Annotated in this window: 15 protein-coding genes; 7 read left to right on the top strand and 8 right to left on the bottom strand. The window is 57.3% G+C overall.

Annotation, left to right across the window (positions count from 1 at the left end; translation table 11 throughout):
• Positions 1-22 precede the first annotated feature (22 nt).
• The 7 genes from ACZ5FP_RS19525 to ACZ5FP_RS19495 all read right to left on the bottom strand — a co-directional run bounded on the left by ACZ5FP_RS19525 (position 23) and on the right by ACZ5FP_RS19495 (position 8,331).
• Complete coding sequence (locus ACZ5FP_RS19525) at positions 23-1,582, bottom strand: ABC transporter substrate-binding protein (protein ID WP_223614329.1); 1,560 nt, start codon at positions 1,580-1,582, stop codon at positions 23-25.
• A gap of 87 nt (positions 1,583-1,669) precedes the next feature.
• Positions 1,670-3,238 (bottom strand): ABC transporter substrate-binding protein, encoded by a 1,569-nt coding sequence (locus tag ACZ5FP_RS19520; RefSeq protein WP_464663761.1) that lies wholly within the window; start codon positions 3,236-3,238, stop codon positions 1,670-1,672.
• Between the two features lie 174 nt (positions 3,239-3,412).
• Positions 3,413-4,231, bottom strand: a complete 819-nt coding sequence (locus tag ACZ5FP_RS19515) for a formylmethanofuran dehydrogenase subunit C (protein WP_464663759.1) — start codon at positions 4,229-4,231, stop codon at positions 3,413-3,415.
• Positions 4,228-5,136: a formylmethanofuran--tetrahydromethanopterin N-formyltransferase gene (gene fhcD, locus ACZ5FP_RS19510; RefSeq protein ID WP_464663758.1), complete on the bottom strand. Its 909-nt coding sequence runs from the start codon at positions 5,134-5,136 to the stop codon at positions 4,228-4,230. Before fhcD ends, ACZ5FP_RS19515 begins: the two co-directional genes overlap by 4 nt.
• Positions 5,124-6,758, bottom strand: a complete 1,635-nt coding sequence (locus tag ACZ5FP_RS19505; RefSeq protein WP_464663756.1) for a formylmethanofuran dehydrogenase subunit A — start codon at positions 6,756-6,758, stop codon at positions 5,124-5,126. The genes fhcD and ACZ5FP_RS19505 overlap by 13 nt, the downstream gene beginning before the upstream one ends.
• Complete coding sequence (locus ACZ5FP_RS19500) at positions 6,752-7,849, bottom strand: tungsten formylmethanofuran dehydrogenase (protein WP_464663755.1); 1,098 nt, start codon at positions 7,847-7,849, stop codon at positions 6,752-6,754. The genes ACZ5FP_RS19505 and ACZ5FP_RS19500 overlap by 7 nt, the downstream gene beginning before the upstream one ends.
• An 83-nt stretch (positions 7,850-7,932) precedes the next feature.
• Positions 7,933-8,331, bottom strand: a complete 399-nt coding sequence (locus tag ACZ5FP_RS19495; protein ID WP_464663753.1) for a 4a-hydroxytetrahydrobiopterin dehydratase — start codon at positions 8,329-8,331, stop codon at positions 7,933-7,935.
• Between the two features lie 101 nt (positions 8,332-8,432).
• Here ACZ5FP_RS19495 and ACZ5FP_RS19490 point away from each other — a divergent pair, with 101 nt between their 5' ends.
• The 7 genes from ACZ5FP_RS19490 (at position 8,433) to fae (ending at position 14,837) form a co-directional block, all read left to right on the top strand.
• The gene (locus ACZ5FP_RS19490; protein ID WP_464663751.1) at positions 8,433-9,449 is read left to right on the top strand and encodes a beta-ribofuranosylaminobenzene 5'-phosphate synthase family protein; all 1,017 of its coding nucleotides are present in this window, start codon (positions 8,433-8,435) and stop codon (positions 9,447-9,449) included.
• Positions 9,446-10,342, top strand: a complete 897-nt coding sequence (locus ACZ5FP_RS19485; RefSeq protein WP_288191463.1) for an NAD(P)-dependent methylenetetrahydromethanopterin dehydrogenase — start codon at positions 9,446-9,448, stop codon at positions 10,340-10,342. Before ACZ5FP_RS19490 ends, ACZ5FP_RS19485 begins: the two co-directional genes overlap by 4 nt.
• 70 nt (positions 10,343-10,412) lie before the next feature.
• Positions 10,413-11,444 carry an ATP-grasp domain-containing protein gene (locus tag ACZ5FP_RS19480; RefSeq protein WP_464663749.1) on the top strand — a complete coding sequence of 344 codons (1,032 nt, stop codon included), beginning with the start codon at positions 10,413-10,415 and terminating at the stop codon, positions 11,442-11,444.
• Positions 11,441-12,394 carry a methenyltetrahydromethanopterin cyclohydrolase gene (mch, locus tag ACZ5FP_RS19475; protein WP_464663747.1) on the top strand — a complete coding sequence of 318 codons (954 nt, stop codon included), beginning with the start codon at positions 11,441-11,443 and terminating at the stop codon, positions 12,392-12,394. The genes ACZ5FP_RS19480 and mch overlap by 4 nt, the downstream gene beginning before the upstream one ends.
• A gap of 8 nt (positions 12,395-12,402) precedes the next feature.
• Entirely contained in the window at positions 12,403-13,317 is a 915-nt protein-coding gene (locus ACZ5FP_RS19470; RefSeq protein ID WP_464663745.1) for an ATP-grasp domain-containing protein, read from the top strand.
• On the top strand, positions 13,314-14,177 hold the full coding sequence (locus ACZ5FP_RS19465) for a triphosphoribosyl-dephospho-CoA synthase (protein WP_464663743.1): 864 nt from the start codon (positions 13,314-13,316) through the stop codon (positions 14,175-14,177). Before ACZ5FP_RS19470 ends, ACZ5FP_RS19465 begins: the two co-directional genes overlap by 4 nt.
• Before the next feature lie 153 nt (positions 14,178-14,330).
• Entirely contained in the window at positions 14,331-14,837 is a 507-nt protein-coding gene (fae, locus tag ACZ5FP_RS19460) for a formaldehyde-activating enzyme (RefSeq protein ID WP_105734854.1), read from the top strand.
• A 119-nt stretch (positions 14,838-14,956) separates the two neighbouring features.
• Here fae and ACZ5FP_RS19455 read toward each other — a convergent pair whose 3' ends face one another.
• Positions 14,957-15,673, bottom strand: a complete 717-nt coding sequence (locus ACZ5FP_RS19455) for a HisA/HisF-related TIM barrel protein (protein WP_464663741.1) — start codon at positions 15,671-15,673, stop codon at positions 14,957-14,959.
• Positions 15,674-15,685: the final 12 nt, after the last annotated feature.

The raw sequence follows: 15,685 nt of genomic DNA, 5'->3' as shown, positions 1-15,685 counted from the left end.
CCGTCAAGGCAGAGCGCCACGTCTACTTGGCAAAATGCGTCAACCAGTGACGGGGCTTGTTGTCGGGCAGTTGAACGATATGATCGATCTTGTCCGTCATCACCCAAGCCATGGGCTGCTGGTGCAAGGGAAGCATGATGATCTCATCCTTGACCATCTGCAGGGCCTTGGTCTGCAGCGCCAGCCGCTTGTTCCTGTCCATCTCCGTCGAGGCCTGTATGACCAGCTTGTCGATTTCGGGATAGCTCCAGCCGCCCCAATTGAAGACACCGGCATTGTCCGACTTCGTCTCAATCATCTGCAGCAGAATGGAGTAGCTGTCGAGCATCGGCTCATTGGCCCAACCGATCAGATAGACATCAGCCTTGCCATTGGTCCGTTTGGGCGTTTGTGCCGCCACCGGTGCAATGTCAAGCTGCGGCTTGAACCCGGCACGGCTCAGCATGTTGACCATGCCCTGGCAGAGCTCCTCCTCGTTGACATAGGCGTCTGTCGTGCACACAAGCGTGAAAGCGAAATCCTTTGCCCCGGCCTCTGCCAACAGCTTCTTGGACAGTTCCGGATCGTAGGAAACCGGCTTGTCGAGCGCCTCGGTATAGCCCGGAATTTCCGGTGCAATAATCGCACCGGCCGTACGCGATTTACCGCGCATGATCCGCTTCTGGATCAGTTGCGGGTCCAGCGCATGGGCGAATGCCTGCCGGACACGCAGATCATTGAACTTATTATCATCGCCGTTGGTGAGCTTCGGCTTGCGATTGAACCCCATCATGACCGTCCGCAGATCGGTCCGTTCCATGACCTTAAGTTCGGGTTGGGCCGAGAGGCGGGGCAGGTCCTGGGAGGGCGCGTTATCCGTAAAATTGATCTCCCCCGACAGGAGAGCCGCAACGCGGGTGGCTGCCGATGTTATCGGGGTGAACTCGATACGGTCTATATTGGTTTCGGACTTGTCCCACCAATTCGGATTCTTGACGAGAACCGTCTTGCTGTCCGGCACCCGGCTTTCAATGGTGAAGGGGCCTGTGCCATTGGCATGGTAGGTCGCATAGCCCTCGAGCTTTGCGCCGACGTCGGTCGGCTTCAACGAATTGTTCTCCGCAAGCCAAGCGGCGTTGAAAATGTGAATGTTGGTCAGATCGTTGAGCAGAAGCGGGTACGGACCCGTCAACTCGATGTCGATCGTGTAGTCATCGACCTTTTTTGCAGATTTGTAGGCAGGCAGATTTCCACGCAAGGGCGAGGTCTTGTCACTCACGCGGGTGAGCGACGCCAAGACGTCATCGGCGGTAAAACCCGCGCCGTTGTGGAATTTCACGCCCTTGCGCAGATGAAACCGCCAGACCGTGTCCGACACCGTCTCCCACGATGTGGCAAGGGCTGGCTCAATCTTCAGCTTGGCATCGTACCGGACCAGGCCTTCATAGACGTGGTTCAGGAAAGCAAGCGTATAGCTGTCACCGTAGGAATATGGATCGAGCGAGTATATGTCATGGGGCGCGCCCCATTTGAGTGTTGCGGCTTGGCCTGGAAAAATCAGGCTCATTGCCACCGTGGCCGCGAGGCCTAGTTGCTTCAACATTGTGGTTTGCTCCGCTTCTGGACGTTTGCCGCCTCCTTGAACGGAGGTCTTGCCTTGGTTATCAGACAGCGCCAAAGGCGCTGCAGATCAGTCTGTCATGCGTGTCAGCCAATGCCGCGGCTTGTTGTCGGCCCGGATCACGACGTTCTCTATTTTGCTGGTCATGGCCCATGCCATCGGCTGCTGGTGCAGCGGGATCATGATCGCCTGATCCTTCGCAAATTTCAGCGCGGCGGTTTCAATCGCCAGGCGCTTGTCGCGATCCTGCTCCGTGGCGGCCTCTTTGACCATCTTGTCGAGTTCGGGATAGGACCAGCCGCCATAGTTTGCGACACCGTCGGCACCGTGACGGGTGGAAAGCACCTGAACCAGGATCGAATAGGCATCGAGCGTGGGTTCGTTGGCCCAGCCCACCATGTACACGTCGGATTTACCGCTCGAGCGTTTTGGTGTCTGCACGGCACGCGGGCCGATATCGAGCGTCGGCTTGAAGCCGGCACGCGTCAGCATGTTGACGACACCGGAGCAAACGTCCTCCTCGTTCACGCTTTCATCGCTCATGCAAAGATAGGTAAAGGCAAGATCGCTCTTCCCGGCCTCAGCCAGAAGCTTGCGCGACAATTGCGGATCATAGGTTGCAGGCTTGTCCAGCTCGGCGCTGTAGCCCGGTATCTCCGGCGCAACCAAAGCACCGGCGGGATGCGCCAGTCCGCGCATCACCTTCTTGTTGATCAGGTCCCGGTCAATTGCATGATCGAACGCCTGCCGCACCCGCAGATCGTTGAATGGATTGTCACGCCCGTCCGTCAGCTTTTCCCGGCGATTGAATGCGATGGAAATGGTTCGCAGATCCGAGCGCTTATCGACCTTGATGCCCGGCGTCGATTCAAGCCGGCCGATATCCTGGATAGGCGCCGCATCAACCAGATCGACTTCGCCGGACAACAGAGCGGCGACCCGCGTTGCCGCGGATGTAATCGGTGTAAACTCGATGCGATCGATATTGTGCTTCTTCTCGTCCCACCAGCCGTCGTTCACGACTAGGATTGTCTTGCTGTCTGGAACGCGGCTTTCAAGCTTGAAAGGCCCGGTCCCGTTGGTGTGGTAGGTTGTGTAGCCTTCGACTTGCGCGCCCACGTCGGTGGGCTTTTCGCTCTTGTTGTCGATCAGCCATTGCGCATTGAACATGAAGATGTTCGTCAGATCGTTGAGAAAGAGTGGCGACGGCGCCGAGACTTCAATATCGACCGTATAATTGTCGACCTTTTTCGACCCGACGTAGAGAGGAATGTTGCCCCTGAGCGGTGAGCTCGGATCACTCACACGCTTGAGCGATGCAATGACGTCATCAGCATTGAAATCCGCGCCATTGTGGAACTTCACGCCCTGGCGGAGCTTGAAACGCCAGTATTTGTTGTCGATCAGCTGCCATTCCGTGGCCAGCGCCGGAACAACCTTGAACTCAGGCGAGTAACGGACCAGGCCTTCATAGATATGATTGAGAAATGCCAGGTTGGATGTCGAACCGTAGGAATAGGGATCGAGGGAGAATATGTCCCGTTGCCCGGCCCACCGCAGTGTCGCAGCCTCTGCCGCTGTTCCAAACAATAGCAATGATGTCATTGCCACCAAGACGGATTTTCGCAGTCGCGTCATCGGCATTTCCTCCTCGTGTGTGCCCCATCGCTAGGCTTGCCCGCGACTTTTATTTCCCTCCATAGGCCACAAGGATTTTGCTTTGTCAACGATATTGTCGACAATTTTCTCTATTATTGGCACCAATAAAGTATACAGTTCATGCGCAGCCATCACTGAATTCGGCTCAGGCCTTCAACGATGCTGTTGTCGAAATAGTACTTCCCCTTTGCCAGACACCGCAGTATCGCCGCCATATTTTCCCGGCTTTGGACCGAGAAGCGGCTTGTCCATGATTTTCTCATCCATCAGAAAGCGATCGAACAGACGGGAGAAAGCGATATCCGGCTCGCCGCACGGCATGAAAGTTGGCGACAAATTCTCAGGCGGGCGATCAAGCAGCAATGAACCGCGCTTCATGAGATAGCCAGCCATGGCGCCGATACGGCCGGTAATGACAATTGTTCCGGCGATCATGCGATAGCCGGCATAATCGCCACAACCTTTGAGTATCGCGATGGTTCCGCGGCGAAGGCGGTCCCCCGCATAATCTGCGGCCTTCCCGCGGACGATCAACAGGCCGCCCTCCATGCCGGTGATTTCTCCGGCAAGCGGCCCACCGAGATAGTCTCCGGCATTGCCTTTGATCTCGAGCCGTCCATTGATCATGCCCGAACCGGCATGGGTTCCGGCACTCCCGTCCACATACAGCGCGCCTCCGGACTGCCTTCTGCCCGCCTGGTTGCCGACATCCCCCATCACTCGGACTGATCCGGCACTCAACCCTGCCCCCACCTTGTCAAACCGTGAACTGCCGCCCTCGAACACGATATGGTTCACGTCTTTACCGGTGATCCTGAACACATCGCCGACCAGGGCCGGATTACGGCTCGTCCCGATGCGCAATTTGGCAATCTGGACATCCGTCAGTCCGGCCAAAGCCGCAGGCGTCAGGCATGATAGATCCAGACGTTCGACCGGTTGGGCCAACAGCGAGAAGGTCAACGCTTTCATGGCAGCAGATCCTTCAGATGATAATGGAATTTGCCAAGCTTGCCGCCGTAGTTGCCAGCGCTTATCCGCAACGCGCCCTTCTCCGGACCAAGATCAATGGCCGCCTTCAACCCCGCGCGCATGGCAGCTGCAACCGCATCACTGGTTTCCCCATCAATGACGATTTCAAGCACCGCGTTGACCCCGGGCGTCAAGGCGCTGTCAACAACGCCGCGCAATGTCGGTGCAAAGGCGTCATTGGTAGAAGCCATCATCCCCTTGTATTTTCCGCCCACTTTCGAACCCGAACGAACGATGCCGCCGGGAAATGGCATGATCGCCCCCGCTACTTTCTCGATGGCGGCAACCGCGTATTCCGCCGCATTCAAGGCTTTGGTGTTATCAGCCGCGAGAAACAGCAGATTGCCACCGCCAACCGCAAGCTTGGTCAGCCCCGTTGTTGCTTCACACAGGAACTCGCCATCCATGACGGGAACGCGCCAATAATGCTTTCCGCCAAATTTCTTTGATATCTGCCAGCCGTCGCCGAAGTAGCGCAGCGAATTGCCGAGGTCGAGCGGAGCCGTCCCTTCAAGACCGGCAAAGCAGGCACTTCCCGGCGAAGTCAGCACACATTGGCCAAGCCTGCTTTTCAATTGCTTCTGCAGATCGTCGGTTCCCATGGCAAAAATCATCACGCGGCATCCCGGCCGTCCGTCCGGCGTCTTGGATGCGGGCAAATCGACATCAATCGCGGCCTCGCAACCGCAGCCAATGACCGAGGTCGCATAGCCTGTCATGGTGATGGCGGCCTGCCGCGCCCATTTCAGGGTCGGCGCGGTGATGATGATCGCCGTCGCACGCATGCCGAAAGCTTCGGCGAAGGTATCGTCAATAAGAACGCCATTGCGGCTCAGCTGTTGCATGGCACCTCGGCAAACGGTTCGTCGCGCTGGATGGCAGAATCCGGAAATGTGAACCAGTCCAGTGACAGTCCATAACGCTCTTCGTGATAGGTCTTCATGCGCTTGATTATCGCCTTGTCGGGCGGCGGATTGAGCCGAAGCGTTTTGCCCCAACGATATCGACTGACCTTGCCATTTTTAACGACCAGATCGCCATTCTTGAAAACCAATGCGGCCTCGCGGAACATTTTGGCGATATCCCTGCCCTTCCGGTATACGGCGATATCGGCAATCGCCCCTGCTCCCAGATGACCGCGATCCTTGAGGCCAAGCAATTTGGCGGGCGCCGCCCTGGTCATGATCGCGATCTCTTCCAGGGTATATTCGCGACGAACCGACGCGAGCGTCGTCAGTTCAAGCGCCGCTGCATTGAGCTCCGCCGATTTCGTGTCGCGGGCCGCACTGCTCATCAGCAGCTCGAACAATTCCGGATAGGCCGTGAATGGCGCGCCATTGGGATGATCGGTCGTGAAGAACACCCGCCATGGATCGGTGATCAGCAAGAAGAGCTCAAGCCCGATAGCCCATTGCAGCGAACCGTAATAATCCTGTTTGTAGCGATAGGGCACGATTCCGCCACCGCCATTGCCGTCGCCATCAAAGATGACCGTCTTTTTCGGACTAGCGTTGCCGATGGCAGAAAACTGCCGCATCACGTCCGAGGAAATTGTCACGGTCTGGCCGAACATGACCTGACCGACATCGATTGTAACATCGGGATTGGCATTGACGGCTTCCGCCAGCCGCGCTGCCTCCGACGAGAACTTCCGCTTGCCTCCGGTGCCATAGCCATAGAATTGCAGATGGGCCAGATGCAGAGGCACACCCTCCGTTGCCGCGATGGTTGCAGCCGCCGTATCGGCGCTGCCGGCAATGCCGAGATTGTTGGCGTGGACATGCAACGGATGCGGGATGCCAAGCCGGGTCACGGAGGACTGAAGCGACTTGACGATCTTGCGCGAGCTGACGCCATATTCCGGAACCACGTCATCCAGCGCGAAGGAGCGGACATTGTCCTTGAACGCCGCAGCTGCGCCGGCATTGATGACTTTGACACCAAGAGCGCGTGTTGAACCGACCACCCACGCCACATAGTCGTCGATCATTGCCGACGATTTGCCGTCACGCAGCAAAGACAGGGTAAAATCGTCATTGCCGAGTATCGCCAATGTCGCCCTGTCGATAATCGGAATATCGGCCAGCTCCAGATGCGTATGCAACGCGGTGTAGGGCGCCATGGCCGGCTCCACCACCGTCGTGAAACCCATTTGCGCATAGAGGCAGCCAGTCTGGAAAGTCGACCAACCTGCATTCGACAGTGGCGTATTGGCAGGCCTTGGGATGTGTGCCGCGTGATGCTCCGGCAGGAGCAGGCGCGCGGTATTCACATTGCCGCCACCGATATGGGAATGAATATCGATAGCGCCAGCCATGACGATACAACCCGAAACATCGTGGGTTTGATCTGCCGCTTCACCCATTGGCGCATCGATGAGCACCTCATCCCGGATCCAAACGTCACGCTGGCTGGTTTTGCCGTTGACGGGGTCGACGACGTCACCACCTGACAACCGGATCAGCATGCGAATTCCCTTCTTCCAGGCAATGCATCAGCCAATTGGCCTATGACCTTTGAAACACTGGGCAGATGCGACGGTGTGGCGGCCTGTACCGCTCTGAACGTGCCGATCCGGCTCGAATAGGCAACACCATCATGATCCAGCCCAGCCTGACCAACGGCAATCGTTACCGCCGCGCCAGCTGTTGGCACTTCGGTCCGGCTCAACGAAATCAAGGCGACCTTTCCCCCCTTGGGGGGACTTTGACCGCCGCGCCCCGACACCCAGACATGAAGATCCGCTTCCTTCGCATGAATCATGCGCTGGACGTCCCATTGCACCGGGTCATAGCTTGGGAGGCTATTGATAAAACCTGTCCGGGGTGGAAATCCGGTCATCCACAGCGAGGCAAGGGCAGAACCCCATGCATCGTCATCAGCCGGCAGGAATACACTGCTGGCACGCCCCTTTCTGTTCAGGTCGGCGATCAACCCCTGCAACATGACGAGACCCGCAGTTTCAACTGAACTGCCGGAAAACACGAAAACCGGGAATTGCGCGGTCGCCAGGGCCTTTTCAAAAGAATCGATATTCCTCAGCGAGGACAATGCAGGACGGCCCTGCAATCGAACCCGCAGAAGCGCCAGTGTCGCTTCCAGCGAAAGGCCCTCGCCGCGCAGCGGTTTAGCCTTCAACTGCCGCAGAAGTTTGCCATGCGATGAACTCGTTTCATCGCTCGCGATGTGAAACCAGCGACGGCTGTGTTTGTCACCGAGATCGGGTTGCGAGGCTGCCCAGGCCTGCAAAAGGTCGTGGTGCAGGGGCGGGATTTCACCGACCAGAATGATCAGGCTGGAGCGACGGCGCGCTTCTCCCGGCGTCGTGAACATGCCACCATGATTTGTGAACAGTGCAACTTCATTTGCAAGCACCTGACCCTTGGCGTGATCGTAAGCGCCGCCCAACATAGTCGCCAGCGCGATGGTGCTGCGCGTACCATGCACATCCGTATCAAGAGTGAAAACTGGGCAGCGGCATGATGCCAGAAGCTTCGCAGCATTCCGAATTGCATCCGTCAAAGGTACCGGCTGGCTGCCAATCCATGCAACCGACATATTCCGCAACTTTCTGGTGCCAACCTGAGCTTAGCTATTTTTTCTCGAATGTGAACCCTGTGGAGATGCAAAAGTTTACGGGATCAATTGTCGTACTTGATATAGGCAAAGCGCTGGTCAGTTTGCGGCGTCCCTTCAAGCGATCCCGCCTCCTGGCCCGGCTGCCACTGGACAACGCTTTCAATCTTCGCTGCAAGATCGAAGTCCTTGTCGGTAACGCCTTTGGCAGCATGGTTCATCAACAGCACCTCCACCCAGGCGTACGATGCCTTAAGATCCGGATGATGCCAGGCCGCCTCCGCCAGATGACCGATGGTATTGATGACCATCAGGGTCGATTTCCAGCCATGCGTCTTGTATTTCCGGCGAATCCAACCGTTCTCATAGCGCCAGTGTGGCAGATCTTTCTCAAGTCTCGCAATAATTTCAGGTTCTGAATACACCTTTTCAGCGGGCCTCGTCCCTTTCGCTTCTTCAACCATTTGACCAATCCTCCACTTCTTTGCTCATGGTGCTTGCGCCTCGCCCGAAAGACGATATCATACTGCAGGGCCCGATTTCTGAGATTGTGTAAATTAAGCAAATGTCGGAATCCGTCACGATCGAAGTCCCGGCCCGTCTTCACCTTGGCTTCCTTGATATACCACGCAACGTACCCGAACCTGGTCAGGATCGGTTCGGCAGTATTGGCTTACCCATTCAGGACATTTCGACCGTTCTGACGATCTCCCGCGCGGCAAAAGCCCATATCGAAGGAGACGAGCGGGAACGCGTTGCGCAGCACATTGCAACCCTTTCCCGTCAGCTTGGGATCACGGCGCACCACAGGGTTGTCGTGCATCGAACCATTCCCCGACATATCGGCCTTGGCTCCGGCACCCAGATTGCCCTTGCCATTGCAGCAGCGCTGCGCACCCTGCATGCGATACCGCTTGATATCGTGAACGATGCCCATCTGCTGGGACGCGGGGCGCGGTCCGGCATCGGCATAGCTGCTTTCGACGCGGGGGGTGTCATTATCGATGCCGGCAAAGCCACACACGGCGCTGCACCCACCATTGTCTCGCGGATTGCATTTCCCGGGGAATGGCGAATCATTCTTGTCTTTGACACGTCAACCCAAGGCATTCACGGCAATGCCGAGGTCGAAGCTTTCAAGGCGTTACCTCCGTTCCCGGTGGCGACATCGGCAGCGATCAGCCGCCTTGTGCTGATGAGCGCCATGCCCGGCCTGATCGAACGGAACCTTGCCTTGTTTGGCCGGGCGATCGCCGCCATCCAGACCGAGATCGGCAATTATTTTGCACCCGCACAGGGTGGAATTTTCACCAGCAAACACGTTGAAACCACCATCACGCAGCTTGCAAAGGCTGGCGCAGTCGGTATTGGCCAGAGTTCATGGGGACCGACGGGCTTCGCCTTCGCCGCGTCACAGGCGGAAGCCGAGCGGATCGTCAATACCATCCACAGCAACCCGCATGGCACGGCCATTCAAATCGTCGCAGGAAGAAATGCCGGGGCTGATATCACGCATACCGCTCTGAATCTTGCCAGAGCTTGTACCATGGGCGCCGTCATCAAGAAGGAGCGGATACCGTGAGCCGCAAAACGATCCTGCATATGCTAACCCCGCTTCGGCAAATGAGCCCTTTCGACGTCAATATGGCGCTCGACGCAGGTTATGACGCCGTTGTTCCCTACACCGACGTCACTCTTTCGGATGTCGGAAATCTTGTTCAAGACGCCATATTCTCGCGGCCACCGGATGCGGGTGTGGCCACGGGCATTTTCCTTGCTGGCAAGGACGCGCCCGCAGCGCTCGACATGCTGGATGCAGCAAGGAATGCCATGGTTCCGCCCTTCGAAATCTCGGTGTTTGCCGACCCGGCGGGATCATTCACGACCGCCGCCGCCATGGTGGCCAAAGTCGAAAAGGCTCTCGCCAAAATTCACGGCCGCAAGCTGGAAGGAACCAGCGTGGCAGTCTTCGGCGCGACAGGCGTGGTCGGCTATTGCACCGCGGTGATTACAGCCCAACAGGGGGCAAACGTGACGGTCATCGGCCATGACGGCATTGAGCGGGTGAAGGCGATCGCCGCTTCGATCAAGCAAAGGTTCAATCTGACTGTTGAGCCAGCCGACGGGTCAACCGAAGCAAAAAAAATGGAGGTCCTGCGAACCGCAGAGGTCGTGCTGGCCGCCGCAAAAGCGGGTGTGCAGGTCATATCGGCCGCACAACTCGGCAAGGCCGGCAAGCTTCTGATCGCTGCCGACGTCAACGCCGTTCCGCCAGCTGGTATCGAGGGACTGAAGGTCAACGCCAATGCTGATCCGCTCGATGCGACAGAAGCTGTCGGCATTGGCCCGCTTTCCATCGGTAATGTCAAATACAAGACTCAAGCCGGTTTGTTCGAACAGATGATCAAGGCGAAGAAGCCGGTTATCTTTGATTTTCGGGACGCATTTGCCCTTGCTCGCGAACTTGCCAAATAATGCGGTTCTGATAGCCGCTGTCTCTGGACGCTCGCTTGCCGCGGCGGCGCGGCGGGCTGGATTGCGGCCGTTGGTTGCCGACCTCTTCAACGATGCCGACACGCTGGCATTGGCGGAACGCGCCGTGAAACTTTCGGGGAGCCTGCAGAACGGTATCGACCGAAAACATCTTGTTGAAACGCTGCAAAAACTGGCCGGCGATGATGACCCGGTGGCCGTGATCTACGGCTCCGGTTTCGAGCGCGATCCGCAGATGATAGAGGCGATTTCACAACACTTTGCCGTTGCTGGAAACAGCGCCAGGACGGTTCGTCTCGTCAAGGACCCCGTCTCTCTGTCGCAGCTGTGCACCGAGTTTGCCATACCGCATCCCGATATATGTTTCGACACTCCCGACAATCCTCAGAATTGGCTGAGTAAATTGACCGGTGGTGCAGGCGGTTCACATGTGAGGCCTGCGCATCGCGGAACGTCGGGACAAGAATACTATTTTCAGCGGTTCGTTGGAGGCAGCAATCTCTCTGCCCTGTTTCTGGCCAATGGGGACAAGGCGCACGTGATTGGCTTGAGCCGGCAATGGTTTTCTCCGTCGGAAAACAGCCCCTTTCGCTATGGAGGCGCGGTCCGGCTGCTCCGCTACAACCCGCGCAGAGCACAGCAGATAGGCGATTGGCTGACGGCTTTAACCCGACGGACCGGTTTGACCGGATTATGCAGCGCCGATTTCATCGTTGGCGCAGAGGGTCTGCATCTCATCGAAATCAATCCACGACCAGGTGCCACGCTCGATATTTTCGATACGGAAGAAACGCCTCTCCTGCGCCAGCATTTGCATGCGGTCACCGGATCGGATTTCTCGATACCCAGCTACAAAATCTCGGCGGCCTCGGCAATTGCCTATACCGCAAAAGCCATCAGCGCATTTCCGGATGTTGTTTGGCCGACGCTCACCGCAGACCACCAAACAGCAGGCACCTCCCTTCAAGCCGGTGATCCTGTTTGTACCGTTTTCGCCACGGCTCCCTCTGCCTCCGCAGCGATGAAAGCCGTGAAGGGCCGCGTCAAACAACTCGCGGTTAATTGGAGGGAGGAGTTTTCATGAGAGACGGTCACGCCTATCTCAACAGAAGCGCTCAACATCTGGCAGATAAGATGATCGAGCAAGCGGGACGGCTTGGCATCAATCACAGTCGTGGCAAGCTTGGCGAGCATGTGATTGACGCAGGGGCAAGTTGTCCGGGCGGCGTCGAAGCCGGACTGCGGATTGTCGAAATCTGCATGGGCGGCCTTGGCGTGGTTTCGGCAACACTCGATACAGGCAAATGGCCCTACAGCGTGCATGTCAGATCTTCACAACCGGTTTTGGCCTGCCTTGCCAGCCAGTATGCCGGCTGGAACCTCTCGCATGAGAAATACTTCGCCATGGGATCGGGGCCAGCCCGGACACTGGCGCGGGTCGAGCCACTCTTTGATGAAATTGCCTATCGTGAACCTGAGGCAAAATCGTCGGTCATCGTCCTTGAAACCACGACGCCGCCGCCTGTGGCCATTGTCGAGAAAGTGTCCAAGGCAACAGGATTTGCACCCGAGAACCTGACATTCATCTATGCACCGACGCAAAGTCTGACGGGTGCGGTACAGATTGTCGGGCGTGTTCTTGAAGTCGCAATGCACAAGGCACACGATCTGAAATTTCCGCTGGGTGACATCGTGGACGGCGCGGGCCGCGCGCCCATCCCTGCTCCGCATCCGGACTTTCTGAAGGCGATGGGCAGAACCAACGACGCGATCATCTATGGCGGCACCGTCCAGCTTTTCGTGCGCGGCACCTCAGAAGCCGCACGCACACTCGCGGAACAGCTTCCCAGCCATACATCACGCGACCACGGCCAGCCTTTCGCCGACATATTCAAGAAATTCAAAGGCGATTTCTACGCGATCGATCCGCATCTGTTCAGCCCCGCCGAGGTCATTGTTACCGCGATTGAAACCGGCGATACTTTCCGCAGCGGTGGAATCCATGAAGCAATGCTCAAACAATCCCTGGACTGACGGACACAATGACAGAAACAATACTGATCCTTTCCGACCGGCCCGACGGTCAGGTGAAACAACTGCGCACCGCACTGCGATCGCATGGATTCAATGTCCAGACATTGCCGCTGGCAGATATCGGTTTTGATACCCGGTACCCCTCCGGCATTGCCGTCCCGCGCATGAACGGCGCCTTACCCGCTGCCGTCATCGTACGGTCGATTTCATCAGGGACATTCGAGGCGATCACGCGCCGTCTGGGGATCCTGCACGCCCTTGCTCATCTTGGCGTTCCCGTTTGGAATTCTGCCAAGGCGATCGAGCGCTGCGTCGACAAGTCCACGACGACATTCTTCCTGGCACAGGCAGGGTTACCGACACCGGAAACTTTTGCAGTTGAAAGTCTGGCCAATGCCAAGATCATTGCGGAGCGGGAACTCACGCACGGGCCACTGGTGCTCAAACCGCTTTTCGGTTCGCAAGGCCGGGGGATCAGGCTGATCCGCAGCATTGAGGACCTGCCGCAGCCGGAGGAAATGGATGATGTTTATTATTTGCAGCGTTTCGTGGCGCGGCCAGGGCCACCTTACTGCGATTACCGGGTCTTCACCTGCGCGGGAGAAGTGCTGGGTATGATGGCACGCCGGGCCGAAGGATGGATCACCAATATTGCCAAGGGCGCGAAGGCGGAGCCAGTTATTGGCCCGTTGAGGAGCAAGCTGGAAGAACTTGCGCTCGCCGCTTCGGCTGCCATCGGCACGGATTTTGCCGGGATCGACATCATCCCTGCGGCTGATGGCAAACTTCTCGTTCTCGAAGTCAACAGCATGCCGGCCTGGTCCGGGCTTCAATCGGTCGTGCCGGTCCGCATTGCAGACTGTATTGCCGGCGCACTTGTCACCCGGATTGAACCTGACATCGGTGAGAGGCCTGCAGCGTGAGCCTGACACGCGAACACATCCGCCGCGCCTATATCGACGCCTGCTATCGGGAGATCGAGGCATTGAAACCAGGCAACGTGCATGTTTTCGCGGATGGTCATCGCATGAATGCGCAGCAGTTTTTCGACAGCGCGCAGGTTTCATCCGGCCCGCTGAGCGATCCCGCCAATTCTGTCGGCCAGCGTATTCTTGCGGCCGTTGCCGCGACGCGACTGAAAGTTCAGACCAATACGAATCTGGGCATTCTTCTCCTGTGCGCCCCGCTTGCGCGGGCTGCTGCCAGTGAGACATCAGACCTGCAGCTCAGCCTCGCCGCGACACTCGCCCAACTCGACATGAACGATGTGCGCGACGTATTCGCGGCGATCACGTTGGCGCAGCCAGGCGGCCTCGGATCGGCGCCGGAACATGATGTTGCCAATGAACCGGATGTGCCGCTTCTGGAAGCCATGCGCGCCGCATCCGAGCGGGACATGATTGCCCGGCAATATGTGACGAACTTTTCCGACATCTTCACCGGCGGTTTGTCAGCCCATGGCGCAGCCATCGAGCGGAATGAACCTGCGATGTGGCCGAGCGTATTGGTTTATCTGTATTTTCTCTCGAATTTTCCCGATAGCCATATCATCCGCAAACACGGCACGCCAATTGCCGAAGAAACGCGACAGGCCGCAGAGAAAATCCTTGCGCGCGTGATGGAGATGCACGACGGCCGCGAGCGAGAAAAACTGCTCCTTGCTTTCGATGCTCAACTTAAAGCTCGAGATATCAATCCAGGCACCTCGGCTGATCTTACAGTTGCGACCCTTTTTGCATCCAGACTTATCTGGCTCTTGCATAATGGCGAGGTAAATGCTTGAATTTCTCCAGCGGATTTTGTCCGCTGCTATCTGGCCAACCGACCCCGTTCTGAGGGTGCTGTGAACAAGGATAGCTGTCCATCGAGAGTCGTGTCTCGAGGTACGGCGTCTTTGGACAAACCACTTGGAAACAGTTTAGGGAGGAATTTGGCTGTGGCTAAAATCAATAAGGTTATGGTTGGCGAGTCGCTTGTGGGCGATGGGAATGAAGTTGCGCATATCGATCTTCTGATCGGACCGCGCGGCAGTGCCGTTGAAACAGCATTCTGCAATGCATTGACGAACAACAAGGATGGCTTCACGTCCCTGCTTGCAGTCATCGCGCCGAATTTGGCGTGCAAGCCAAACACCATTCTGTTCAACAAGGTTACCATCAAGGGAGCCAAGCAGGCGGTCCAGATGTTTGGCCCGGCACAGCATGCGGTGGCTAAAGCGGTCCAGGACAGCGTTGCAGATGGTACGATTCCAGCAGATGAAGCAGACGATCTGTTTATCTGCGTCGGTGTTTTCATCCATTGGGAGGCTGAAGACGACGCCAAGATTCAGGACTTCAATTATCGTGCAACCAAGGAAGCTCTTGAGCGCGCAGTAACGGGCAAGCCGACTGCCGCCGAAGCAACCGCGCAGCGCGATTCCGTGAAACACCCCTTCAGCGCTTAGACAAGAGACAACCTCGCACAGAGTATGCCCTCTGTCGCACCGGATGGCCTGTTGCGCCGGTTGGCAAAAAGTTTGGGCTTCTGAACCCGAACAAGGGGAAGAGCAATCATTCCCCTTGTTCACCCCGTCCTGGAATCGTTCCCGTTCATCAGCGATGAGATCGCCTCCGGGGAAAGGGAGCCGTTGTGCAGAGAGGTCGCCACAAGTGCTGCTGAAATGCCAAGCGCTTCCAGTTGTTCAAGATCGGCGGCATGTCGAATGCCCCCGGCGGCAATGACGGCGCGATCACCGGCGCGGCGCTTGATCTCGGTCAATCGTTCGAAATCCGGCCCCGTATTGCTGCCAACGCGGCGAAGCGTCATCACGATAACCCGGGAAGGCCAAAGATCCGCATTCTCGAAAAGCGCGGAAGGTCCAAGAAACTCATCCCCGCGAAAATCCAGGGAGAGAACCAGTCGCGGATTTCCGCTCAAATGCCCAAGCACGGAGGTATCGGCCTGGGACTCCGAACCCAATACCGGCCAGACACCGTCCATCGTCAAGACGTCTTCCAATTGGCGCAGGCTTGCGAAGCCGGCATCCAGCCAGACATCAGCCACGGCAATCAATGGTTTCAGACGCTCCAGCGCACCGGCGGCAAGACCTTGCTGTATCGCATCCAGTTCAGCGACATAAAATGCAGGAAAGGGGTAGAGCTGGCGTAGGCCTTGCGCGACATCGAGGATATCGGCCGTTGGACTGAGTGGTGTTTCGATGGGCCGATAGGCCGCGCGATTGCCCATGAGAGCACGGACAACGAGACCATCTTTTATGTCGAGTACCGGAATGATATGCACGAGCAAAATCCA

It is taken from the genome of Phyllobacterium sp. T2-21 (assembly GCF_055378485.1).
Note: the sequence above shows the minus strand (reverse complement) of the source record. Positions and strands in the feature narration are given on the sequence as shown.

Excerpts from the sequence above, each read along its gene's own strand:
- ACZ5FP_RS19525 (WP_223614329.1), bottom strand. The coding sequence starts at position 1,582 with ATGTTGAAGCAACTAGGCCTCGCGGCCACGGTGGCAATGAGCCTGATT.
- ACZ5FP_RS19520 (WP_464663761.1), bottom strand. The coding sequence starts at position 3,238 with ATGACGCGACTGCGAAAATCCGTCTTGGTGGCAATGACATCATTGCTA.
- ACZ5FP_RS19515 (WP_464663759.1), bottom strand. The coding sequence starts at position 4,231 with ATGAAAGCGTTGACCTTCTCGCTGTTGGCCCAACCGGTCGAACGTCTG.
- fhcD (WP_464663758.1), bottom strand. The coding sequence starts at position 5,136 with ATGCAACAGCTGAGCCGCAATGGCGTTCTTATTGACGATACCTTCGCC.
- ACZ5FP_RS19505 (WP_464663756.1), bottom strand. The coding sequence starts at position 6,758 with ATGCTGATCCGGTTGTCAGGTGGTGACGTCGTCGACCCCGTCAACGGC.
- ACZ5FP_RS19500 (WP_464663755.1), bottom strand. The coding sequence starts at position 7,849 with ATGTCGGTTGCATGGATTGGCAGCCAGCCGGTACCTTTGACGGATGCA.
- ACZ5FP_RS19495 (WP_464663753.1), bottom strand. The coding sequence starts at position 8,331 with ATGGTTGAAGAAGCGAAAGGGACGAGGCCCGCTGAAAAGGTGTATTCA.
- ACZ5FP_RS19490 (WP_464663751.1), top strand. The coding sequence starts at position 8,433 with ATGTCGGAATCCGTCACGATCGAAGTCCCGGCCCGTCTTCACCTTGGC.
- mch (WP_464663747.1), top strand. The coding sequence starts at position 11,441 with ATGAGAGACGGTCACGCCTATCTCAACAGAAGCGCTCAACATCTGGCA.
- ACZ5FP_RS19470 (WP_464663745.1), top strand. The coding sequence starts at position 12,403 with ATGACAGAAACAATACTGATCCTTTCCGACCGGCCCGACGGTCAGGTG.